General features: G+C 39.6%; 21 protein-coding genes. 16 read left to right on the forward strand and 5 right to left on the reverse strand.

What is annotated here, in order from left to right:
* The first annotated feature begins 75 nt into the window (after positions 1 to 75).
* The 7 genes from tssI to WAX86_RS07360 all read left to right on the forward strand — a co-directional run bounded on the left by tssI (position 76) and on the right by WAX86_RS07360 (position 9,356).
* Positions 76 to 2,133 carry a type VI secretion system tip protein TssI/VgrG gene (gene tssI / locus WAX86_RS07330; RefSeq protein ID WP_341489356.1) on the forward strand — a complete coding sequence of 686 codons (2,058 nt, stop codon included), beginning with the start codon at positions 76 to 78 and terminating at the stop codon, positions 2,131 to 2,133.
* Complete coding sequence (locus WAX86_RS07335) at positions 2,115 to 2,939, forward strand: DUF4123 domain-containing protein (protein ID WP_341489357.1); 825 nt, start codon at positions 2,115 to 2,117, stop codon at positions 2,937 to 2,939. Before tssI ends, WAX86_RS07335 begins: the two co-directional genes overlap by 19 nt.
* Positions 2,939 to 5,953, forward strand: a complete 3,015-nt coding sequence (locus WAX86_RS07340; RefSeq protein WP_341489358.1) for a hypothetical protein — start codon at positions 2,939 to 2,941, stop codon at positions 5,951 to 5,953. The genes WAX86_RS07335 and WAX86_RS07340 overlap by 1 nt, the downstream gene beginning before the upstream one ends.
* Positions 5,954 to 6,033: 80 nt before the next feature.
* The gene (locus tag WAX86_RS07345) at positions 6,034 to 7,008 is read left to right on the forward strand and encodes a sel1 repeat family protein (protein WP_341489359.1); all 975 of its coding nucleotides are present in this window, start codon (positions 6,034 to 6,036) and stop codon (positions 7,006 to 7,008) included.
* A 156-nt stretch (positions 7,009 to 7,164) separates the two neighbouring features.
* The gene (locus WAX86_RS07350) at positions 7,165 to 8,181 is read left to right on the forward strand and encodes a hypothetical protein (RefSeq protein ID WP_341489360.1); all 1,017 of its coding nucleotides are present in this window, start codon (positions 7,165 to 7,167) and stop codon (positions 8,179 to 8,181) included.
* A gap of 141 nt (positions 8,182 to 8,322) precedes the next feature.
* Positions 8,323 to 8,682, forward strand: coding sequence for a hypothetical protein (locus tag WAX86_RS07355; protein WP_154140072.1), 360 nt, complete (start codon positions 8,323 to 8,325; stop codon positions 8,680 to 8,682).
* Positions 8,683 to 8,744: 62 nt separating this feature from the next.
* Entirely contained in the window at positions 8,745 to 9,356 is a 612-nt protein-coding gene (locus WAX86_RS07360; RefSeq protein WP_005299512.1) for a PH domain-containing protein, read from the forward strand.
* Positions 9,357 to 9,453: 97 nt separating this feature from the next.
* On the opposite strand, the gene WAX86_RS07365 is transcribed toward WAX86_RS07360, so the two are convergent.
* From WAX86_RS07365 to fdhD, 5 genes are all read right to left on the reverse strand, one after another.
* The gene (locus tag WAX86_RS07365) at positions 9,454 to 10,086 is read right to left on the reverse strand and encodes a TetR/AcrR family transcriptional regulator (RefSeq protein WP_005299509.1); all 633 of its coding nucleotides are present in this window, start codon (positions 10,084 to 10,086) and stop codon (positions 9,454 to 9,456) included.
* Positions 10,087 to 10,206: 120 nt separating this feature from the next.
* Positions 10,207 to 10,716, reverse strand: a complete 510-nt coding sequence (locus WAX86_RS07370) for a DUF2505 domain-containing protein (RefSeq protein ID WP_237042282.1) — start codon at positions 10,714 to 10,716, stop codon at positions 10,207 to 10,209.
* Positions 10,717 to 10,726: 10 nt separating this feature from the next.
* Positions 10,727 to 12,718: an SDR family oxidoreductase gene (locus WAX86_RS07375; RefSeq protein WP_341489361.1), complete on the reverse strand. Its 1,992-nt coding sequence runs from the start codon at positions 12,716 to 12,718 to the stop codon at positions 10,727 to 10,729.
* 593 nt (positions 12,719 to 13,311) lie between these two features.
* Positions 13,312 to 14,223: a helix-turn-helix transcriptional regulator gene (locus tag WAX86_RS07380; RefSeq protein ID WP_065172064.1), complete on the reverse strand. Its 912-nt coding sequence runs from the start codon at positions 14,221 to 14,223 to the stop codon at positions 13,312 to 13,314.
* Positions 14,224 to 14,238: 15 nt separating this feature from the next.
* Complete coding sequence (gene fdhD / locus WAX86_RS07385; protein WP_065172063.1) at positions 14,239 to 15,135, reverse strand: formate dehydrogenase accessory sulfurtransferase FdhD; 897 nt, start codon at positions 15,133 to 15,135, stop codon at positions 14,239 to 14,241.
* A 255-nt stretch (positions 15,136 to 15,390) separates the two neighbouring features.
* Between fdhD and WAX86_RS07390 the strand changes: the two genes are divergently transcribed.
* From WAX86_RS07390 to cobB, 9 genes are all read left to right on the forward strand, one after another.
* The gene (locus WAX86_RS07390) at positions 15,391 to 15,888 is read left to right on the forward strand and encodes a DUF3305 domain-containing protein (protein WP_065172062.1); all 498 of its coding nucleotides are present in this window, start codon (positions 15,391 to 15,393) and stop codon (positions 15,886 to 15,888) included.
* A complete protein-coding gene (locus WAX86_RS07395) occupies positions 15,878 to 16,618 on the forward strand; it encodes a DUF3306 domain-containing protein (protein WP_341488547.1) in 741 nt (246 codons plus the stop codon). Before WAX86_RS07390 ends, WAX86_RS07395 begins: the two co-directional genes overlap by 11 nt.
* A 291-nt stretch (positions 16,619 to 16,909) precedes the next feature.
* Positions 16,910 to 18,568 (forward strand): 4Fe-4S dicluster domain-containing protein, encoded by a 1,659-nt coding sequence (locus tag WAX86_RS07400; protein ID WP_341488548.1) that lies wholly within the window; start codon positions 16,910 to 16,912, stop codon positions 18,566 to 18,568.
* 18 nt (positions 18,569 to 18,586) lie between these two features.
* Complete coding sequence (locus tag WAX86_RS07405) at positions 18,587 to 19,189, forward strand: molecular chaperone (protein ID WP_005299497.1); 603 nt, start codon at positions 18,587 to 18,589, stop codon at positions 19,187 to 19,189.
* Between the two features lie 93 nt (positions 19,190 to 19,282).
* Complete coding sequence (locus WAX86_RS07410; protein WP_005299495.1) at positions 19,283 to 19,483, forward strand: twin-arginine translocation signal domain-containing protein; 201 nt, start codon at positions 19,283 to 19,285, stop codon at positions 19,481 to 19,483.
* Positions 19,484 to 19,498: 15 nt separating this feature from the next.
* Positions 19,499 to 22,360 carry a formate dehydrogenase subunit alpha gene (locus WAX86_RS07415; protein ID WP_341488549.1) on the forward strand — a complete coding sequence of 954 codons (2,862 nt, stop codon included), beginning with the start codon at positions 19,499 to 19,501 and terminating at the stop codon, positions 22,358 to 22,360.
* Between the two features lie 11 nt (positions 22,361 to 22,371).
* Complete coding sequence (gene fdh3B / locus WAX86_RS07420) at positions 22,372 to 22,995, forward strand: formate dehydrogenase FDH3 subunit beta (protein ID WP_005299491.1); 624 nt, start codon at positions 22,372 to 22,374, stop codon at positions 22,993 to 22,995.
* Positions 22,996 to 23,113: 118 nt separating this feature from the next.
* Positions 23,114 to 24,151, forward strand: a complete 1,038-nt coding sequence (locus WAX86_RS07425) for a formate dehydrogenase subunit gamma (protein WP_005299489.1) — start codon at positions 23,114 to 23,116, stop codon at positions 24,149 to 24,151.
* Positions 24,152 to 24,361: 210 nt separating this feature from the next.
* Entirely contained in the window at positions 24,362 to 25,078 is a 717-nt protein-coding gene (gene cobB / locus WAX86_RS07430) for a Sir2 family NAD+-dependent deacetylase (RefSeq protein WP_237035374.1), read from the forward strand.
* Positions 25,079 to 25,155 lie beyond the last annotated feature (77 nt).

Consider the following 25,155-nt stretch of genomic DNA (forward strand, 5'->3'; position numbering starts at 1 on the left):
TTACGGGAGGCGTGTTCCTTTTGTTGAGTAACTCATTCAGCATTAAAAATAATAGATAAGATGAGTAACGTCAGTATGGCTACAGGTTTACAATTTACTTTTACTGTAGAAGGATGTGAGACATCAACTTTTGCAGTTACTGAATTTCGTGGTAATGATGGTTTGTCATTACCATTTTCATTTTTGATCGAACTAGCAAGTCGTGAGCCTTTTATTGGGCCTGATGAGATTGTCGATAACAACTGTACTCTAACCGTATGGCGAGATGGAGAATGTCAGCAAGAGTGGCATGGTATCGTTTCAGCTTTTTCTCAAGGAGATACAGGCCATCGTCATACGCTATATCAAGTTGAAATGGTGCCGCCATTAGCTCGCTTAAGCCTACGTCAAAATAGTCGAATATTTCAAACTCAAACGGTTCCTGAGATCATTTCTATCTTATTGCAAGAGATGAACATTCAAGACTACGCTTTTGCTTTGGCTCGCCAGTATCCACAACGTGAATATTGTGTACAGTACCGTGAAAGTGATTTGGAATTTATCCAACGAGTAGCGGCTGAAGAAGGGATCTTTTTTCATTTCAACCATAATAAGAAAAATACAGTTATCTTTACAGATGATAACCAAAACGTTGAAATGTTAGCAGAGCCTATAACGTATAATGCTTTAAGTGGTGGTAGTAGCCCATTGCCCTTTGTACGTCAATTCAAACAAACAACTCAAATTCGTCCATCATCAGCACAACTAAAAGACTACAGTTTTAAGAACCCAGCCTACAGTTTCTTGCAAACCTATCAAGCGACAGAGTCGGATTATCAGCAAGACATTTATGAGCATTATGATTATCCAGGACGCTATAAAGATGATGAAAACGGAAAGCCTTTTACTCAATTTCGTCTTGAATCATTACGCCGCGATGCCCATATCGCTTTGGGCAAAAGTAATATAGCCAAGGTCATACCTGGTCAAAAAATCTTATTACAAGATCACAGTACCGAAGAGTGTAATCGTGATTGGTTTGTTGTTGAAAATAACCATGTTGGTACTCAGCCTCAGGCGTTAGAAGAGGCCGGAGGGGAAGGCGAAACAACCTATAATAACGAGTTTTTGGTCATTTCTGGGCATCATGCATGGCGACCACCATTTAATGCAAAACCTCGCGTTGATGGACCACAAATAGCGAAAGTGGTTGGCCCTGAAGGGGAAGAGATCTATTGTGATGAATATGGTCGAGTAAAAGTTCAATTTCCGTGGGATAGATACAGCAACAGTGATGATAAAGCGAGTTGCTGGATTCGGGTTTCACAAGCATGGGCAGGTACTCAATATGGCATGGTTACGATCCCTAGGGTTGGTAACGAAGTTATCGTCAGTTTTCTCGAAGGCGATCCGGATCAACCGCTGATTACGGGTCGAACCTTTCATGCTACAAATAAACCACCTTATGAGCTACCGGCACATAAAACTCGAACTGTATTGCGCACCGAAACACATCAAGGTGATGGATATAATGAGCTACGTTTTGAAGACCAAGCTGGTAAAGAAGAAATTTATGTTCATGCTCAAAAAGATGTCAACGTATTAGTTGAAAACGATCGTACCGATAATATTAAACACGATTTACACCTTGATGTAGAAAATGAGCGTTTTTCTCATATCAAGGCCAATGATCATCTTACGGTTGATGGTGAAGCTCGTCAGCATACGAAAGGTAATCAAACGCTGGTCGTTGATGGCTCGCTTCATGTTAAAACTGGTCAGGCTTGGATCTCGGAGTCTGGTAATGAAATTCATATTAAAGCTGGACAGAAAGTTGTTATTGAAGCAGGCGCTGAAATTACCGTAAAAGCGGGCGGAAGCTTTATTAAAGTGGATGCCTCCGGTGTGTCACTGGTTGGCTCTGCGGTTAACCTAAATTCAGGCGGCAGTGCTGGCAGTGGTTCAGGGTATGCAGGTTCAGCTCCTTTATTACCCGAGGCGGTTGAGGTGGCCCCATACCCATTAGACGTTCCTCCTGTTTTCGTTTCTGCTCTTCTCATTGCAAGTAAGGCAAATATTCCGCTACTACCAGTATGCGGATTGCAAAGTGATGGAAGTTGTCAGAGAGGAGATAAATGTTTATGCAAGAAATAAATAATACCCATAAATTGTTTGATAAGGTTATTACTGAAGATTTGGCTCAGGGTTACAAACTTTACGCGTTGATGGATAGATCTCATTTAATAAATGAAATAACTGAGTATGATCAAGAAGCTTTGTTTATCGGGACGAGGTTTAAATCCGCTATTGAAGCTAGCCCATTATTAATAAGTTTGAAATTAGATGATACTTATGTGGTTGAATCTATGATGAATGAATATTTAGGTATATTACTTCTTTCAAAACTGTCTATAGAGCAAGTTAGAGAAACATTAAATCAATATTTAGAAGTAGATAGTGAAAATCTTGGATCTGTTTATGTAAGATTCTATGCTCCAAGCGTTTGTCTTTCTTTGTTAAATAGTGAACCAGAACTCTTTTATGGTTTTAAAGTTATTTGCCCACAAATAACGCGAAAACAATGGGTTTATTGTGATCTATCAAAAGAAGAAATAAAGAAAAGAGTGATCTCAATTTCAGATATAACCGTACAAGTAATGGAGCGCTATCGTTTAGGTGCATGGTTAGGTTTATATGAAAGATGGCAACAAAAACCGTCAGAAGAGCTTCATCGAGCAAGTATTGTGATCGAGAGTTTGATTAAAAATGGATTGCAAAACCAAGCATTATTGGAAGAGTGGAGAGCATTTCTTGCTGATAATTTAGCAATCATTGATCGACCAGAATGGAACTCATTGTTAAATCAGTCATTAGACGATATGGGTCTTTATGAATCAGCGATTCAATTAGCTATGGTTGTAAAACAATCTGATGACTTTACGGTTAGAGAGAAAAATTGATGATAGATAAAATAGACATGGCGTCTGATGATAGTAGTGCAAATTACTCCGTTGTTATTTTACCTGCAGCAGATAAACAGCCGATAGGTGCAGAGCAAAATTTATTCCCTAAGCACATAATGACGTGTAAAAAAGAGTCTAAGGTTAAGAAATATAAAGATATTGCTTATTTTATCGAAGGCGATGCATTCTACCTTATGGATGAAACTGCCGTTCAATATTTAGAAGACGCAGAAAGTAAATTTAAAGCGAGATTTAAAGGTAAAGATCGTACAAATGTTATGCCAAGCTTATCTCAAGCTGGTATTCTAGATGGTCTATTAAGCGCTACATTAACATCTTTTATTGCCGATGAAGATAAGCTATTGTTTCAAGAAACTGAACATTGGCTATCTCATCAACAAAAATATCTTCAAAATGCCTCTTCTGCCTATGAGGCCAGTGCATTAGTTAATCAAAAACGAGAAATTCATAAACGGATTTTAGCTAAAGCTCAACAGAATGCTAAGGATCAAGGATATATTTTTGATGATGGTAAGTTGTATTCACCAAAAGAACCCAAAATACGAAAAGCAATTAAAGCATATCAAAAGGCAAGAGAAGCATTTTTAAAACAGTCAGAGTTAACACCTCAAGCTCAGATTGATGATTTGAAAAAACGTTTACAAGCACTTAATAAAGTATATTCAAACGCACAATATCAAGTTGGGGATGCTGTTGAATATTATAAGGCTCATTTAATTAAGCAAACGGCAAACGCTGAAAAACATAAAGAAGCACTAGAAAAGAGTATAGAAGATTTATCTGTTTGTGGTATAGCCACTCCAGAACTTGCTTTAGCCGGACAGGACAAGTCAAAAGGGCATGAGTATTATGCTTTGTATTTTGATTACCTTAAAAGAGCTAAAAAACAGGAGGAGGTTTTAAATGAAAAGTTAAAGGCTCTTTTGAAATCGACTAATAACTTTGCGTTGCCTCCAAATCAAATTCTGAAAGAGGAATATAAACAGCTTAAAGCGCTTGAAAAAGAGGCATTAAAAATTCATCTGCAAGCTATTACGAATATACTTAATATGTCGAGTTCGCTATTTTTGTTATGGGATATAGAGGACTATCGACCAAAACCATTAAAATATATTGTTAAAGGTGACTTCCCATTACGAGAGTATATTTTAGGTGGGAGTAATGGTAATCAAAAAGATGGTTTACGCTACTGTAGTTTGATTGATATTCCACAACCTGGAACAAAGGGAAATAAGCTAATATCTGCCGAAGAAAAAAGTGATTATGCAATAATAGAAATGCTTGGTGATTATTTACAAGAATTACCTATTGAAGACGGCTGGTTTGGCGATGATGGCGTATTTGATAGCAAGGCATTCTATAAAACACTATCTGATAAGCATATAGAAGTCGAAAGCTTAAAAGAGAATTCTAAAGTATGGGAACAAGCAATTTCTGAGGTCTTATTTTCACGAGATTTAAAAGCACGTTTATCACCTTTTGATGATAGTAAGCAAGCACAAGCATTACGAATGACAGTAGCATCGACACAGTCAGGATTGTCTAATCCATTAGATATTGTCGTTGGAAATGAATCTCATGACTCAGGTAGTACAAACAAAATGGAGATGTTACCACTAGAAGCTAAGACTGAGTTAATTTTAGCTAAAGGTGAAGTTAATATATTTAAGATGTTAACAGGTAAGCCTCTTATTAAAATTCCTGAAGCTATAACAAAACAAGACCGTGACCTCGTAATACCGGTTAAATATGAACATAATGGAGTCCAAAAATTAACTAAATTTCAATGTGGCGCAATTCAAGCTCAGTTTTACTGTAAAGCATGGGGTTTTGCTGGAGCGAATTTAATACTTGGTGGAAAAGTTGAGTTAAATGCTGGTGGTTTGTCGATTCCTAAATTATATGAAGTTAATGATGATGAAGTGAGCTTTAAAGGTGTTAAGTTTGAAATGGGCCTTAAGGCTGGAGTTGAAATCGGTGGTTTCATTTTTTGGTATCCACCGTCAGGATACCCTGAGTATTTGATAGATAAAGACTCATCAGCTCACTCATTGATGAAAGGTGTATTTAAAATAGAAAAAAGTAAAATGGTTGAGTTACCATTTCGGTTCCGCTTTGTCGACAAAAAATTACTTATTGGAGTGCGCTTTGGTCCTCCGAGTGTAGGTCTCGCTTTTGAAGGAGCTATAAACCCAACAATGATTGGAGCCTGGATTTGGCAATTTCAACGCTTATTACGACAAGCTCATTATCGTAGAATTGATATCGTCGCTGATGATGAAACATTCAAACAACTTTCTCTGCTAAGTAAAGGGATTCTTTACAGTCAATTAAACATTGGTCTTTTTTTGGCAAAACAAAAAGACACTTACGACAATATCTTAGATATATTTGAACAAAGTTCTGCTGGGCTAGTAGCTTATACTTTAATTAATGGGGATGAGAAGATTTTATCTGAATGGATGCGATTGATGATCCCCGAAGCTTTGGGGCCGCTACTGTTTACATTAGTGTCTTCACCGAAAGGCTTTAATGTTAAAGATGGCACATCGGGTGACTTAAAAATTGAAAAAGATGAAGCATTATTGATACAACAGTTAGCTCTATGTAAAGTGATTCACTGGTTGGGTAATGACCATATCATGAGTGTAGAGCAACAAGCCGCAACTAGACAAATGCAAAAAGCGCTTGAGAGGATGAACCCATATAGTAAAGCGTCGCAATCAGAGGATGTGAAAAAGAATGATTTTCTTGTCAATAGACGCACCATTTTAAAATTTATGGAAAAGGATTTTAACGTCGATATGGATAAGCCCTATAACATTGACCATTCTATGGAACTTTATAAATATTCAAATAATGGGATGTTTTATACAGAATTCGATGCATTAACAGTAAAGTTATTCGATGCCTATTATACAGACAGAGATGTGTACGCGAATGCTGCCTTTGATGAAGGTTTAAGTCATGTGAATAATGGTCGTCATTAAATGTAACCTATCAGTATTGAGTCTTATGAGCTCAGCAAAATACTAATTACAGTACATGTGAATTTAAGGATTATTAAACAATGGAAAAAATAAAAACGGGTTATCGTTGGTTGTTATGTTTATGCCTGCTATTCGTCTCACAAACACAGGCACAAACAACGTATCCAGCACCTAACACCATGTCTGTTGAAGATGCTTATCAATTAGGGGATTTGCTGGTAGACCAATATAAAATAAAACAAGGTCAACCATATTTAAAATATGCGGCAGACAAGGGTAATGCAGAAGCCGCTTTGGCATATTCAAGAAGTTTTAAAACAAACATTATGGTTCAAAGCCCTAAAGAACATGAATATGCAGTTAAAGCTGCGAAACTAGGAAGTGATGATGCTAAATTTGCGCTTTCATTTAGCCGTAATGTGTTTGGTGATAGAGACTTGTACCGAGCTGAGCAGATAAAGGCATTAAAAGATAGAGCAAAACAAGGTGATGCAAAAGCCATGTATAGATTATCACTTTTGTATTCTGGTTCAGAAGAAACTGAATGGAAAGAAAAAGCAGCAGAGCATGGTGATGCGAATGCTCAATATGAATTAGGTAGAAGTTATGAGGTTGGTGATGGCTGGTTTTTCATACCGGGCAAGCGAAAAAAAGAAGTAAAACGTTTATACAAAGCTTCAGCTGAACAGGGTAATTTTAGAGGGATGGTCGGTTATGCCTCTATAATTTATGATGAAGGAAATAAAGAAGAAGCTTTAGATATTTGGATAAAAATGGCTAATACCGGAGATGCTACTTCTATAAGATTTCTTGCTGCACGATACTTACATGCGGTGCCACAAATAACATACCCAGAAAAAGATGAAGTGCTTGGTGCAGCTTACTCAAAAATATATTTAGATTCGATGGGTACGGATAAAAAACAATCCCTTTATGAGATCTATAAAGAGAACTATCTTGAAGCAATGGGTAATTTATCAGAAGCTCAAAAAGAACAAGTTAACGAGTTTGCTAAAGAGTTCTTAAAAACACATACAGTGAGAGTACTTTACTAAGCCAATAGAAAATGAAAAAGATTTAGCTTTAGCAAACAGAAAAGCTCAAGAAATGGTCGATGCGGTTAAATATGTTATCTATATTGATAGTGCACATCCAAGACTAAGATTAAAGCCTCGAAAGAGGCTTTAACCCAATGAATATAGACTTATGATATGAAAAAAGGATTATTTGTACTTTTAGTTATATTGGTTTCAGGTTGTTCTGAGTACACAGAACCGCAAGAATCTGATATTGCAGTTTTTGAGAGGTTTTTATCTAAAAAAACTGTTAACCCAACTGATAACGTAAATATAGCAAGCATCTATAAAGAGGGTGATGCTCTGTTTTCACCTGTATTATCTATTCAACGACAGAAACTTGCTGAAGCAGAAGAAGAGTTACAACCTCTTGTTGAAAAAGGTGATCCAGAAGCAATGTTCTGGATGGCTAAAATTATTTATCGTTCAAGTATTAAAGATACACCTAAAGCTCTTAATCTTTTACAAAAAGCAGCTGAAAATAACCCATATGCAGCAATGGCTCTATTCCCTGATAATAGAGAGTGCCAAAGATACTTTAATGGGTATTGTGAAGATAAATGGATTGATAAAGCTAAAAAATTATTTGCAGAGCAATCTAAAAATGGAGATATAAGAGCTGAATTTTACTTAAAGAAGTTAAAAGAAGATCATGATGTATATATATCAGCTATTATTGAGGCAGCTGAGAATAATTATCTTTACCCAATAACAGAGTATGCGAATAAGATATATAGAAGTAAAAAATATAGCCAAAAGATGAATGCTTTAGCTTTTGATTTATTACAATATGGAAGAAGTAAAAATTTTATTCCAGCGCTTGAAATATTGATGGGTATTGAAATACAAGCAAATGGAACAGATACATCCAAAATTGATAAATTAGTATCTGATGGTATAACACTGGGCTCAAATGCAGCGTGGATAAGGTGTGCTATATTCTCAATACAAGATAAATCAATGTCAGATTTTAATAAATATATTATAGCTAAAGCAATTTATGAGTTTAATGGTGATGACTTCGCACTTTCTTTTGCTAAACCGATTACAGATAAAAAACAATTAGCTCTAGCAAATAAAAAAGCTCAAGAAATGGTCGATGCGGTTAAAGATGTTATCTATATTGATGGTGCACATCCAAGACAAGACTAATATAGTTAAAGAAACATTTTCTTTACTCAAAGTTAGGTGTAACTCTTTATAGACAGACATTAAAAGAGTAAAATCCCATATAGGATAAAAACATTAAAAATAATCATAATAACTAAAGCAGTTATTATTGATGAGAATAATATGGACAAGATCGAATTCAAATTAGGTAATATTGTTTACTCATATCACCTAACCAAAGAACAACAAGAGTTATTGGCTTTAACTGAACAAACAGAAGTCGATCTGAACACTTGGGATGGGTTTGGCACGGCTTTACACAATTCTATTATTCAAGCTATACCCGATGAGCTGAAACCACCGACAGAACAGGAAATCCAGTTAGCCAATAATATGGCAAAAGATCTCAATCTTGGTTTGCCTGATGGGTATCGAGAAAGTGCCAGAGTATGTCGTGTATTCATTAATCAACACCAAGCAGCTTATGATAGGTTGCTTGCTATGTTTAATGGAATCAAAGGCCAATTACTTAAGTCACATTGAAAAACAGCAAAAAATTAGTTAGTTTGAAACCGTAATGAAAAAATGATTTAAAAGGATTTCACATGTTTAAAAAGCTTGCGTCAGAGGCTCTAGGTTTAAGTGACATTGGTAAAATTATTGCACCAGGAGATTACAATAAAGTAGATTCTGATGATTATATTTTCCACGAAGATAATGAGCAGATTTTCTTTTTGATCAAATCGAAGAAAGATGAATACTGCTTTACTAACCGTGCTCTTATTCATGTAGATGGGGCATCAGCTGTGAGTTCTAAGCGTGTTTTAAAGCGTTATGAATATTCGCACTATACTTTCCGTCATGTACTGCTAGAAACCGCAGGTACAATCGATTTAGATGCAGAGATCAAATTCCAGTTAGGTGAAGAGTATTTCTCTATTGATGTCGATAAGCAGCAAATTGAACAGTTAAAAGATCTGTATAAAGCCTTGTTTGAAATTGCACACCAGCAATATTTGAACATGGTGAGTTTAGATGATGCTCGTAAATCACTAGAACTGGCAACTTCAGCCGTTGGTCGACTTTCATCCAACGCAACGCCATCAACTGAGTTTGAAAAAATGACTCAATTTGCCTTCCAGTATATTGAATCAGCCAAAGGTACGTATCAGAGAAGTGACTTTACGGAAGTATTCCAAAAGTTTATCAATAACTGATTTCTATCACTCATCGCTTAAATGAAAATACCCAAGCTAATTGACTTGGGTATTTTTTGTTAAAAACAAAGCGATGATAGGGCTACAAAAAGTGATGCTAGATCACCAGTTCATTTAATAAATCTTGATGAGTAAAATACGGTGACTGTGCATTTTCAGTTAAGTAGGGTTCTAACAAAGAGATTATGCGAAGGACTCCCGTTCGAATTAACTCTTCATCACTGTATTTATCATCAAGTAACGTTTGATAGTTAAGCCAATTAAGTGATACCAATAATAGGTTATCGGCCAAAAGAGGAACCGTCTGTTTATCACAACGAATTTTTTCTAACTCAATGAGGTGATTTATCATATCCGTCGTAATTTGACGTAGCTTTAACACCAGCGAGCGAATTTTACGGCGCATTTGCTGATCTTGGCTATTGAGATTATCAAGATTACGAAATAAAAAACGATAATGAGTAAACAGAGCCATAACCGTATGCATAAATGGCCAATAATCATCAAACTCTTTAACTTGGTTTGGATATTCGGCACTCAGTTGGGTAATGGCATGTTGAAGATCAGAAATCATAGTTGAAATGATCTCTTCTTTGCCGCGGAAATGATAGTAAAGATTACCTGGGCTGATCCCCATTTCAGTTGCAATTATCAGAGTGCTTACTTGAGAAACACCATGACGGTTAAATAAATCAAGACTCACAGCCAGAATGCGATCTCGAGTTTTCATATACAGTCCTTGTATCGATTAACCAAAATTAAAAGCAAAATAAACACGATGCGAAGAAGTGAGTCATGGACTTTGTTATCGATATCATCATAGTGTTCATGACTCACTTACTGCTGCTCGTTAGGCGGTCAACTCCAGCTCTTTAAGAAACTGGTATTCGGCCTCCATCTGTTGTTTGCTGTCTTGACCAATAAAGTTAACCAATTGCTTACCGACAAAAGGAATAGCACTGGTAATGGTCAAATTGATTTCATTACGTGTAACAGGTCCATCACCGACTGTGCTTAACGGTTCACTAAAATGCAGTGTTCCCGTCATTTCAGCTGGAACACCTTCTATAGTGACGGACATAGCGCAAACTAGGCTACCGTCATCTTGCCAAGCCCAATTTTCCACTTGTTTAATGGTGTTGTAATCGCCCAATACACTTTTCAATAAGCTAGGTACATTTGCAGGTACGTCACGATAGGTTGTCACAACAAATCCAGCAGAGGTCTCTTTTAACTCTTGCACTTTGACATTTTTTGCCCCGAGCGCTTGATATTTCTCAATGATGAGCTCTTCTTCGCTAAAGTATTGCAACAAGCTATCAAGATCTTGTTGGTAATCATGGGTTGCAGATAAATTCATGTTTGCATCCTTACATATGAATTTCACGAATTAAACTAGAGAGGGCAACAACATCTGGAGTGTGTTCTTTTGGTTGTTGGCTATCACGTTCAGGATCATCGGAATCAGGAGAAATATTAAAGCCTGCATTCATCACCAATTCGCCAAGTTTTGGATAAACACCGTGTACTAGCGCAGCAAATAGTCCTAATTTGGTCGCAATACGTTTCGGTTTTTCAATAATGGCTTTGATAATCAAATCCGCCGCTTCTTCGGAAGTCAGCAATGGAATGCCACCTTTCGCTTGACGGTAATGGTCTGCAATCATTGGTGTTTCTACTAACGGCATATTAATCGTTGTGAAATGGACTCCCTGACCACACAGTTCGGCACCTGCTGTACGAGTAAATGAATCTAGGGCCGCCTTTGATGCTGCATAAGCTGAGAATCGTGGCTGATTGGTTAATACGGCGATGGATGAGATATTAATGATGTGACCAGCTTCTTTCTCAAGCATGCCTGGCAAAGTGCCCATGATCATACGAAGCGCACCAAAATAGTTGATCTGCATTGTACGTTCATAATCGTGAAGGCGATCGACAGAATTGACTACTGAGCGGCGAATTGAACGACCTGCGTTGTTAATCAAAATATCGATAGAGCCATGGTGCTGCTTAATCAGATCCAATGTCTCTTGAGCTGGCTCATCTTTACTTAAATCACATTGATAAATTGCCGCATGACCACCCAAACGTTCAATTTCATTGCGTGTTTGTTGTAAGCGTTCTAAATCACGAGCGATTAACACCAATTTAGCATCGGTTTTTGCCAGTTTGATTGCGGTTGTATATCCAATACCTGAAGAAGCGCCAGTAATAGCGATGACTTTTCCCGCCACACAGCCTTTTAAGCTTTTCTCAACGTGCAGATCCGGATCTAGGTTTCGCTCCCAATAATCCCAAATAGGTGCGGCGTATTCACTTAGACGAGGGCAGGTGATGTTACTGCCTTCAAGTGCTTGTAGTGTATTAGTGCAATCAAATTGCGTTGGGTAGTTAAACATACTCAATGCGTCTTTAGGGACGCGTATCTCTTGACTGATTGCATCAATGAAACGTTCTAATACGGGTAAATGCGCCAATTGTTTCCACAGGTGGGATGGAACCATATTGAGTAGACGCATATCAAAACGCATAGCCATACGAGGGGCGTGACCAGCTTGAGCAAAGAGATTAATCACTTCACCTGCGCGGTATGGGTCAGGATCAACGATATGGAAACATTGCTGATCTAAATCCTCTAGATGAGAGATGTGATCAATGGTATCGGCAACATAATCGACAGGAACAATATTAAGACGTCCCCCTTCAAGACCTAATAATGGCATCCATTCAGGTAAAGCTTGACGAAGTTTTTGGATGATCTTGAAGAAATAGTATGGGCCATCAATACGCTCTGCTTCACCCGTTTTAGAGTGTCCCACTACAATACCTGGACGATAAACCCGCCACGGGATTGTACAAGATTGCTGAACGATTTTTTCTGACTCATGTTTGGTTGAGAAATAAGGGTGATCAAGACCTGTTGCTTGATCGAGCATATCTTCACGGAACCAGCCGCGGAACTGACCAGCAACCGCGATGGAACTTATATGGTGAAAACATTTTGCCTGTAGACGTTCAGCCATACGAACACAGTTTTCCGTACCTTCTATATTGGCACGCTTTAAGGCTTCTTCATCAGCTTCTAAATCATAAATAGCAGCAAGATGATAGAAGTGGGTAATTTTGCCTGTGAGTTCAGAAATGGTTTTGCTGGATAAACCTAAGTTCGTCTCGGTAATTGAGCCTGTGACTAAATGAAAACGGTCGGCAGGTAACTGATGTTTTTCGATTAACTGCTGCAGTTTTTGCTCAGCATTATCACTACGAGCCAGAAGATAAAAATTGCCAGAACGTTTTGCCAGACGAGCTAATAAATGACTTCCAATAAAGCCTGTTGCGCCGGTTATGAAATAATTCATTACCACTCCTTCGCTTATATTTGTTGAACTGAATTCCGTGCTAACCAGCAGCAACTGTTATTTTTATTGAAATAAACCGGGTCGGTTAAATCTATGAAGATACTGGTCAGATGTCTAAGTAATTATGATGTCTGACCAGTAAATAAAAACTGTTGAATTGCAATATGTTGCATTGGATCAATGTTTTTACTGAGCCATTGCTCAATTAATGAATTAAGTCACAATTTATGCGCGGTGTTGCTTACATTTTCAGACAAAAGATAGAAAAATTACGGCAGATATCTCATGAATATTTCATGTTTCTGTCCATAATGGGTTAATTTGCGAGAGGGTGCATATTTATAATAGATAGTATATTTAGCTGGGTTTATAAGATTTGGCTGGTGGATGTTATGGTTTAATACGGAAAACTAAAATGATTGCTTTTGTTTTTTCGTGTTTTTGTATTATTTAGTTTTGATTGCGTACTCTAGCGGGACGTATCAAACGATTATGATTTTTTGCAATTAAAAAGGCCATCACCGAAATGACAGCCTTTGTTGAATGAGTATTGTAATTTTAGAATTGTTGGTAAAATTATAGAGCTTGGTGAATCAGTTTGAACTCCAGACCTGCTTGCCTGTACGGGCGAAGTTATAGCCACCAAGCTCATGACCTCGTTTTTGCACTTCAGGATCGGATAGAGATTGCAGTAGCTGTTGTTGTAGCGTTCTAAAATAGATGTTCTTTGGGATCACCAATTCAAATGCTTCGGTACAAAGAGGAACAAACCCCAGTCCAAATTCTCCGGCAGTACTTTCACTGGCACAACCGACATCTGCATGTCCACGAGCAATCGCCGAAGCTAATTCTCGCTCACTGTTACAGACGTCTACTTGCGTTAACATAGATAGATTACATGCACTACCGTGGAGCCATTCTTCAAGTGCCCTCATACTACCGGCACCTTCTTGACGTAAAGCCCAACGCCAGCGAGATGCGACTAATTCATGAGGGTTTAAAGAACGATTATTTACAGCATCGGCAATTTCTTTACTTACCACTAAGCCTTGTTCACGCTCAAAGGCATGGACTAATACCCAGTTCTTATGGCCAGAATATTGTTGTAAGAGAGCAGGGTGACGAAGTGCGGCCTCTTCTGCATTACCCCAGTGAATGGCGCACATATCCACATGGCCTTTGCTTAGCATCGATAGACCTTGTCGAGTACCTGTTGATGTGTAACCAATCAATGCGGTACTACCTAATTGATTAGCCATTTTACCAACAACCATCTGCAATAGCGGATCATCAGAGCCTGCAATAAGTAAACGATCGTTTAATACGCCATTATGACAAGATTCAAGTAGCCACTTATCCAGCATTGCCTTAGGGAATAACCATTTGCCCGTTACTTTAGTTGCTGGCAATAGGCCTTCATTAGCTAATGCATAAACTTTCTTTTCGTTAAGATCGAGATATTCAGCCACTAATTTGGCATTCATAAATTCTGGAAATTCAGTCATGGATAAAACAAGCCCTTAAAGTAAATTATCTGATTGACCCTTATTCGGAGTCATTTTTTCTTGTTGTTTTTGTTCTGTGTCGGACATGGCATTCCCCTTAACATCGAGAATTAGATTATCCATGCCACTGTATACTTGGAAGCGGTGACCTTTAGCACGAGCTATCATAGTAATCCCCAGCTTTTGTGCTAGCTCATAGCCCATTTGTGTCGCGCCAGAGCGAGAAAGTAGAACGGGAATCCCCATTTGAGCAACTTTGATCACCATCTCTGAGGTAAGTCGACCTGTTGTGTAAAAAATCTTGTCGCTGCCAGTTTCACCTTTTAACCACATCTCACCGGCTAAAGTATCAACGGCATTGTGACGACCTACATCTTCAACAAAAGAGAGGATCTCGGTATCTTTACACACGGCACAACCATGAACCGCTCCCGCTGCTTTATAGGTTTCATTATGATGGGTGAGCGCTTCAAGCAATTGATAGAGTTTTGCTTGTGAGATTTGAGGCTGAGGTAAGGTTACACCCTCTAGTTTTTTCATCACATTACCGTACATGGTTCCTTGACCACAGCCAGAGGTAACGGTTTTCTTCTCAAGAGTTTTACTCACTCCATCAGTATTTTCTTTGGTAATCACCGCGGCAGAGTTGGTATCCCAGTCGATGATCACAGACTCTATTGCATTGATATCTTCAATAAAGCCTTGGTTTTTTAAATATCCTAACACTAAAGCTGAAGGTCGTTCACCCAACGTCATTAAGGTAACAATCTCAATCCAGTTCAAATACACAGTTAAGGGATGCTCGCACGCAATCTCTTTCGTCTGCATATCGCCATACTCATCCATAATGTCGACTGTAAAAGTCTGCTTAACAGACGAGTTCGTTTTAATGATCTTTGGCAACTGGGTCATCAGGGATTCCTATGGAAATAGTTTAATAGCAAGAACGATAGGCTATAAGCAAAGATTGTTCCAGTTTTGATAAGTGGTTTATTCCAAATGCGTTACCTAAGGCATAACAGCTGATTTTATACTCAATTTGTTGTTTTGCACGATAAGATCAAAGTAAAGAATCAGAAGCTTTCGTAACATGCTTTATAAATTGGTCTAATATTTGCTTAATACCTTGCGTTTTAATCTGGTCGAAAAGAGACAAAGGAGTCATCTGTGATCGAACAACAACTTGAAGAACTCAAAAAAGATGAGTCAATTTGGCCAATTCGTTTTTGTCTAAATGCAGAAGAAAAACAAATCGGTCGTTGGACTACCTTATCTTGGTCTATTGATGATGTTTGTCTATACGATGAAGATGTTACAGAAGCTCATCAAAGTGATGCGTGTTATTTATTGCCTCTAGCTTTGTTTCGTGATGAACGAACCGATTACCGCTTTAACCTAAGTTCACAAGATCCTCATCTGTTTTTTGTGTGTGAAGCGATTGATAATGAACAACTTAAACCCGTATTAGTCACGGCGGCACAAGGGGTTGCAGCTCGTTATATGGATGGTGATTACACGGTTTTACATATTAGCATTCCATTACCAATTCAAGCTTGGATGGAAGCTTACATTGGCCGTCATGGCGAGTTATTAGAATTTAAACGTAAAGGCTTTAAAGACAAAGGCCCAAAAGAGAAAAGTCGAGGACGCTCTTGTGACAAGTAATTTTTTCCAACGTTGGTCAAGTAGGAAATTAACGGCAAGGGAAGAAACGCCACAAGTAGAAGAAAAGAAAGAAGATTCTGTTGAAATTATAGATGATACAGTCGCTCAGTCTTTATCTAATGCCCATATAGATGAAGCCAACGCAAGCTCAGAATCAACCAGTCCTTGTGAACAGTCGGATACATCTGCTCTAGATAATTCTGTTTCGGATAATCATAGTTCTGAGATTGATACCGAGGTTGAAGAAACAGAAGACTTAACGTTATCGGATGTTGATAAGGTGACGTTTGAATCTGGCGCTGCCTCTTTCTTGAAGCAAGGTGTTGATAAAGCAGTTAAAAAAGCGGCCTTGCGTAAACTGTTTCATTCAAGTGAATACAACTATATCAGTGATATGGATGATTGTACCGAGGACTTCTCTCAGCTAGAAACGTTATCAGATAAAGTGAAAGGGGAACTGCGTTCTTGGGCTAAAGAACAAATTGATGATCTACTCACACCTGAACAAGCATCTGACAATAGCCAGAGTCAAGCTCAACCTGCTGAACTTACAAAGAATTCTGTAGATTCATCAGAGCAATTAAATGAGCAATCTACAGATTCTGAACTATCCTTAACAACAACTCAAACTAGCGCTGACTCTTCTGTTGAATCTCTCCCTACCGAATCAACACAAACTGAAGATTTCGCCGCACACAAAGCAACACACAAACCAGTGAACAAGAGTTAGAAAAAATTTTTTCAAAAAGTAACACTGGGACAAAAAGGGAACTAAAACCTTATATTTAATCGGGACATTTTGGCGCATTGATACAAAAAGGATGGGACATATTGTCCTATAGCTGGTGGGTCAGAGTGTCCGATTCCGATTTTAGTTCCTTATTGGTCATTTTATTCCGTTAAAAGTTGGATCGGTTATTGCTCTATAAGAAGCAAGAAGAAAACTGTTTCGAATTATTTTAGATAAACAGTTTTCTTTGAATCGGCACTGACAAACGGTGACGAGTACACAGGAATAAAAATGTTAAAAAGTACACTAGAAGCATTTTCTGATAACAATGGTCAAGCTCGATTTGCTGCTATTACTGGCACTGTTGAGTTGGCAAATCTCATTCCACCTACGGTTACCTATGAAAGCCGTGGGGATTTGTTGATCGTTGGATCTCAGGAAACAATTACTCCTTTAGCTGCTCAATTTGCTGAACTTCATTCTGTTACGTTGCTTGCCACAGAGAAAACCTCTGAAGCAACCGAGGAGAATCTATATTTTAGCGATGAAATTCATGTTAAAGGCTATCTTGGTGCGTTCGAGGTAACGTGTCGAGTTTCTGTAGCCGGTTTAGAGCCTACAACCAATCTGGCAAAAATTGCGCTTGGTCGTGATAGCTTCGATTTGATTGTGGATCTAACTGAAAACGGTGTGATGTCTTATGAAATTCCAGCACCGGGCTATTACGCTATTGGTGCTCGAAAAGACAAACTGGCTCGTGTTATTGAAGAACTACCAGACATGCTGGGTACCTTTGATAAGCCTAAGTATTTTAGATTTAATCCCGATCTTTGTGCTCATGCATCTCGTGGCGTTGAAGGTTGTGATCGTTGTTTAGATGCTTGTCCTGCTGGTGCTATTTCGGCTAATGCGGATCAAGAAATCGAAATTAACCCTTACTTATGTCAGGGCGTTGGTACTTGTGCGACTGCCTGTCCAACAGAGGCGATCACTTATGCTCTTCCAGATGCAGACGATACTCAACATTTTGTGCATCGCCTGTTAACACGTTATGCCAATGAGGGTGGGGTTAAACCTACGCTACTATTTTACGGTAACCGTGATGAAGCGAATGTGGTTAATGCTCTTGCGCATCTACCTACTTCTGTGATTCCTGTTGCTTTAGAAGAACTAGCAACTGTTGGCGTAGATACTTGGTTTAGCGCACTGTTTTATGGCGCACATCAAGTTCTTTTAGCAACTAATACGGCTTATATTCCTGCAACGATTGATCGTGTGCTTTCTGATGAACTAACAACGGCACAAATGTTTTTAACTGAAATGGGTTATGAAGCAGATCGTATTTGCTTATTTAACTTTGCTGATGTTGAAAACTACGTTCCATTTTCTGAGGCTCTATTACCTGCAGGTGAACAACTTTCAGGGAATAAGCGTCAGAAATTGTTTACGACATTAGAAGCACTATACGCACAAGCTCCAACAAAACCTGAGCATTCTACGGTTATTGAAAAAGCACCTTATGGTTCTATTTCATGTCAAGCCGATGATTGTACGCTTTGTATGGGTTGTGTGGCGGTTTGTCCAACGCGTGCTCTTCATGCAATTGGTGATCGTCCAGGCCTTCTATTTATTGAAGAAGATTGTATTCAATGTGGTATGTGTCAAAAAGCATGCCCTGAAAACGTGATTACAGTTGAACCCGGTTTTAATTGGGATTGGCAAGCACGTAAAGAAGCAAAACTTGTTCATGAAGAGCCTGCCGCATGTTGTATTAATTGCGGAAAACCATTTGCACCTGAGTCTATGGTTAAAATGCTTATTGAAAAACTTCAAGGACATTCACATTTTCAAGGTGACGCAATTCGTCGTTTATCTATGTGTGAAGATTGTCGTGTTCGAGATATTTTTTCGAAATTTGAAGACGATCCTGAAGATCAAATTCGAGTTTAACCGGAGATTGAAAGCGCTATGAACTCGCACCAAACATCATCGAATCAAGACGCAATACTGCGCATCGAAATTTACAATTTGCTGGCTCATCTTTTACGTCAATCTCCATCTCAAGATGTGCTTGATTGGCTTGCAGATTTAGATGTCGAAGGCACAAACGATCCGCATCAATCGTCAATGGCTGCGGCTTGGCCTCTATTAAAACTAGCGGCTCAAAAAGCGACACCTATTGCGGTTGCAGAAGAATATCAAGATCTATTTATTGGCATTGGACGTGGTGACGTTGTGCCTTATGGTTCTTGGTATCTAACTGGATCATTAATGGAAATGCCTCTGGCTCATCTTCGTAGTGACCTAAAACAACTGGGTTATGAACGTAATGAGTCTGTGAAAGAACCGGAAGATCATATTGCCGCTTTGCTCGAAGTGATGGCAATGCTGGTGGAAGGGGGCGATGAGCACCTTCAACGTACTTTTTTCAACCGCCATTTGGCACCTTGGTGTGAAAAAGTATCGACCGATATTAAAACGGCAAAAAGTGCTGTTTTTTACACCGCTGTTGGTGAACTTGCGCTACAGTTTTTAACAGTAGAAAAAACACGATTTTTACAAGCAGATTAATCCCTACTAACTGTTTTAGAAATCGCGACTAGAAGCATAAAAAATGATCGACACCTTTATTAAACAGGTTGAGCGACAGAGGAGCAAACTTTCATGAGTGAGCAGAAAAAACTCAACGAAAGCCGCCGTCAATTGTTGAAAAACATTGGCTTAACTGCGGCAGCTGGTGCAATTGCTGCTGGCACAACAACTGCTGTCCAAGCAGCTGCTAAGTCAGAAGAGAAAAAAGAAGAAACTAAAACAAAAGGTTATCACGAAACTCAGCATATTCGTGATTACTACAATACCTTGTAATAGACGGAGCACTCAATGAAACTAACAAAACGTTCCGACAAAGTGAGCAAGGACGAAAACCAGCTAGGTATCTCTCGTCGTTCATTTATTCGTAACTCATCAATCGCCGCTGCTGGTGGTATTGCTGGTGCAAGCATGTTCGCACCAGGCATGATGAAAAAAGCACAGGCGGCAGAGGAATTCATTCCAACTGACGCACCAAAAGAAGTGAAACGTACTATTTGTTCTCACTGTTCTGTTGGTTGTGGTATTTACGCAGAAACCCAAGAAGGTGTATGGACTCACCAGGAACCCGCTTTTGACCATCCTTTCAATGCTGGTGGCCACTGTGCTAAGGGTGCTGCACTTCGTGAACACGGTCACGGTGCGCGTCGCGTTAAATATCCAATGAAGCTTGTGAATGGTAAGTGGCAGCGTCTAAGCTGGGATCAGGCTCTATCTGAAGTAAGCCAGCAAATCCTTAAGATTCGTGAAGAGTCAGGCCCAGATTCAGTTTACTGGTTAGGTTCTGCAAAACACAACAACGAACAGGCTTACATGTTCCGTAAAATGGTGTCAATGTGGGGTACTAACAACGTTGACCACCAAGCGCGTATCTGTCACTCAACCACAGTTGCCGGTGTAGCAAACACTTGGGGCTACGGTGCAATGACAAACTCGCTTAACGATATGCACAACTGTAAGTCAATTCTGTTTATCGGTTCAAACCCTGCAGAAGCACACCCAGTGGCAATGCAGCATATCTTGATCGCGAAAGAAACTAACGACTGTAAAATTGTAGTTGTTGACCCTCGTCGTACACGTACTGCGGCAAAGGCTGATCATTATGTATCATTACGTCCAGGTTCTGACGTGGCCTTTATTTGGGGTGTTCTGTTCCATATTTTCCAAAATGGTTGGGAAGATAAAGAGTTTATTCGTCAACGCGTTTACGGTATGGACCAAGTTCGTGCAGAAGTTGCGAAATGGAATCCAAAAGAAGTTGAACGTGTAACTGGCGTACCTGAAGAACAAGTTTACCAGACGGCGAAAATGCTATCTGAAAACCGTCCTGGTTGTGTTGTTTGGTGTATGGGTGGTACTCAGCATACAACAGGTAACAACAATACTCGTGCTTACTGTATTCTTGAACTTGCTCTTGGCAACATGGGTAAATCAGGTGGTGGTGCAAATATCTTCCGTGGTCACGATAACGTACAGGGTGCAACAGACTTTGGCGTACTATCTGACAACCTTCCTGGTTACTACGGTCTATCTGAAGGTGCTTGGAAACACTGGTCTCGCGTATGGGATGTGGATTATGAATGGATGCAAGGCCGTTTCGATCCAAATACTTACGCTGGCGCAAAACCAATGAATAGCAAGGGTATCCCTGTTTCTCGTTGGATTGATGGTGTTCTTGAGAACAAAGATAAGATTGCTCAACGCGATAATATCCGTGCCATGTTCTACTGGGGTCACGCAGTAAACTCACAAACTCGTGGGCCTGAAATGCGTAAAGCTATGGGCAAACTTGACCTAATGGTTATTGTTGACCCGTACCCAGGTGTTGCATCGGTAATGAATGGCCGTACTGATAATGTATACCTATTCCCAGCATCAACACAGTTTGAAACTTACGGTTCTGTAACAGCAACTAACCGTTCAATTCAGTGGCGTGATCAGGTTATTGATCCTCTGTTTGAATCTAAGCCAGACCACGAGATCATGTATTTATTGACTCAAAAACTGGGCTATGCAGACAAACTGTTTAAAAACATCAAGGTTGAAAATAACCGTCCAGTAATCGAAGACATTACTCGTGAATATAACAAGGGTATGTGGACTATCGGTTACACAGGTCAAAGTCCTGAGCGTCTTAAAGAGCACCAGAAAAACTGGCACACATTCGATCGTACTTCTCTAGAGGCGATTGGTGGTCCAGCAAATGGTGAAACTTACGGTCTACCTTGGCCATGTTGGGGTACGCCTGAGATGAATCACCCAGGTACTCACATCCTTTATGATACATCAAAGACGGTTGCTCAAGGTGGTGGTAACTTCCGTGCTCGTTTTGGTGTTGAACATGATGGTCAAAGCCTACTTGCAGTAGATAGCTACTCTCTGGGTTGTGAATTGGAAGATGGTTACCCAGAATTCACTGATAAGATGCTGAAGCAACTTGGTTGGTGGGACGATCTAACTGCAGAAGAGAAGCAAGCTGCAGAAGGTAAAAACTGGAAGACAGACTTATCTGGTGGTATTCAGCGTGTTGCTATTAAGCACGGTTGTATTCCTTACGGTAACGCAAAAGCTCGTACTGTTGTTTGGACATTCCCTGATGCAGTGCCTCTTCACCGTGAGCCTCTGTATACACCTCGTCGAGATCTTGTTGTTGATTACCCAACATGGGATGACAAAGCGAACCTATTCCGCTTACCAACACTTTACAAGTCAATTCAGGATAAAGATGTATCAGGTGAATACCCAATCATCCTAACTTCTGGTCGTCTGGTTGAGTACGAAGGTGGTGGTGAAGAAACACGTTCTAACCCATGGCTTGCAGAGCTACAACAAGAGATGTTTGTTGAGCTTAACCTAAAAGATGCGAACGATCGCGGCATTAAAGATGGCGAAATGGTTTGGGTTGAAGGCGCAGAAAAAGGCCGTATTAAAGTGAAAGCGATGGTGACACCTCGTGTTCGTGAAGGTCTAGCATTCTTACCATTCCACTTCGGTGGCGAGTTTGAAGGTGAAAGTCTACGTAGTTACTACCCAGAAGGTTGTGCTCCTTATGTTTCTGGCGAAGCAGCTAACACGGCAACCACTTACGGTTATGACCCTGTTACTCAGATGCAAGAAACAAAAGTAACTCTTTGTAATATTACTAAAGCTTAAGGAGCTAACCCATGGCACGTATGAAATTTCTTTGTGACACAAAACGTTGCATCGAGTGTAACGGCTGTGTGACAGCTTGTAAAAACGCAAACTCAGAAGCAGTAGGTTGGGGTATCCAGCGTCGTCGTGTTGTAACACTAAACGACGGTCTTCCTGGCGAAACTTCGATTTCTGTTGCTTGTATGCACTGTAGTGATGCGCCTTGTATGGCGGTGTGTCCTGCCGATTGTTTCAGTCAAACAGAAGATGGCATTGTTCAGCACAATAAAGATCTATGTATCGGTTGTGGTTACTGCCTATTTGCTTGTCCGTTTGGTGCGCCTCAGTTCCCTAAACAACAGGCATTTGCTGAGCGCGGTAAAATGGACAAATGTACTTACTGTTCAGGTGGTCCAAATACTGAACCAGGCTCTGAAAAAGAACGCCTACTTTACGGTGCAAACCGCATCGCTGAAGGCAAGCTGCCTATGTGTGCATCTATGTGTTCTACTAAGTCGTTACTTGCAGGTGATGCAGAGAAGATCTCTGAAATCTACAGTAAACGTGTGGCGGCTCGTGGTGCTAAAGATGCTGGTTGGGCAAGCACTGCAGCTGATGAACTTGCTATGGATGCAAGTAAAGTTCGCAAGGCTTAAGCCATAAAAATTAGCGCTAGGCTTTAACGTTTAGCGCTAATTGTTCTTTTTGATTCTAACCCTGTGTTGCTTTGGTAGCACATTGATGAACTGTTCAATAGAGCAGGCAGGAGCTTTAATGACTAAGCGAATTCAACGCTGGTTAACGGTTGTGTTCACCGCTTTAATGGTTGCGTTCTCTGCATCCGTATTAGCTGCTGATAATTCTTCTTCTAACGATTTGACTGCGGGCGAGTCGGTAGTTAAGCGAGAAGTTATTGGCTTTGCTGGTGCTGATTATTGGCGCGCTGTTAAAGATGGTCAAAAGGGGTATACCACTTCAGGTTGGCCTGAGCATGACGTGTTAATCAGTGTACCAGGACAAACTTGGTATATCTTAAAAGAAAAGTGGATGTCGCCGCTTGGTGCATTAGCTATTTTTGGTAGCTTAGCAATGGTGACTTTGGCGTATTTTGTTGTTGGCCCTCTGAAACTGAGTAAGCCAAAAACAGGCCGCAAAATTCAACGCTGGAGTCGTATGGATCGTGCTCTACACTGGAGTATGGCATTTACTTTCTTAACCCTTGGTTTCAGCGGTCTGACTCTGGTTTATGGTAAACACTTTTTAAAGCCAATTTTATCTACAGATGTTTGGGGCTGGGTGATTTTTGCCGCTAAGCAATACCATAACTATATGGGGCCAATCTTTGCGATTTTGCTGTTTGCTGTATTAATCAAGTGGTGGCGTAAGAGTATCTTCAATAAAGTTGATATTCAGTGGTTCATGAAAATGGGCGGTATGGTTGGTAAACATAAAGGTTCCCATCCATCAGCAGGTTTCTCGAACGGTGGTGAGAAGGTTATCTTCTGGCTGCTTATCTTCTTCGGTATCTTTATTACTGTAAGTGGTTTTGTTCTAGATTTCCCAATTTTTGATCAAACACGTCGTCATATGGAGCTATCGAACTTAATTCATATGTTCTCTGCTCTTATTTTGATTTGTGGCTTTATTTTCCATATCTACATTGGTTTATTTGGTATGGAAGCGGGTCTTGATGGCATGATTACGGGTGAAGTTGATGAAACTTGGGCTCGTGAGCACCACAACTTATGGTTTGATGAAGTTAAAGACCTTCCTGAGAACCAACCAAAAGAAAATACAACCAAAAACAGCTGATAACTCTCATTAGCTTATTTGATATCCCAAAGCCGATACCTAGTGTGTCGGCTTTTTTATTGGTTAATTTTGCTTAAGCAGACAATAGAGATATTCTTATTTTCTTTCTGTGTTGATATTTATACTAATGTCTAACATGTGCTATCTACACCTTAAATAAAATCAATGATATAACTAAAGTCACTAGAATATATAAAAAGGAATACTATTATGCTTTTCCCTTACCGAAATATTGTCGTACTGACAGGAGCAGGCATTTCTGCTGAATCAGGCATACGTACGTTTCGATCCGAAGATGGGCTTTGGGAAAATCATCGAGTTGAAGATGTGGCAACACCAGAAGGTTATGAACGCAATCCAGAATTAGTACAGAACTTTTATAACGATAGACGCCGTCAAATTGAAGATGGCTCTGTAGCTCCTAATGCCGCTCATTTAGCCTTAGCGCAGTTAGAGCGAGAACATGAAGGGAAAGTGACTATTGTTACGCAAAATATTGATAATCTTCATGAGAGAGCGGGTAGTGTTAATGTCATTCATATGCACGGTGAACTTCTTAAGGCTCGCTGTTGTGAGTCTGGACAAACGGTAGATTGGCATGGTGATCTTCATACCAGTGATCGCTGCCATTGTTGTCAAATTCCGGCTCCAATGCGACCTGATATTGTTTGGTTTGGTGAGATGCCAATTGGAATGGATGCCATTCATCGTGCCATTTGTGATGCAGATTTATTTATCTCTATTGGTACGTCGGGTGTTGTGTATCCTGCCGCTGGTTTTGTTCATGAAGCGGTACTACAAGGATTGCACACCGTTGAGTTAAATCTTGAGCCAAGTCAGGTTCAGAGTGAATTTGAGGAAAAGATTTATGGTAAAGCGACTAAGATTGTTCCTGAATACATTAAAAACATCCTAAGCACAAATTAGCTTGGGTGTAAATAAGTGCAATTAGCATGTTTTAATTTCTAAATAAATAGGTGCTAAATCTATACGGTATATTCGGT

Source organism: Photobacterium damselae subsp. damselae (assembly GCF_038086725.1).
Taxonomy (GTDB): Bacteria; Pseudomonadota; Gammaproteobacteria; order Enterobacterales; family Vibrionaceae; genus Photobacterium; species Photobacterium damselae.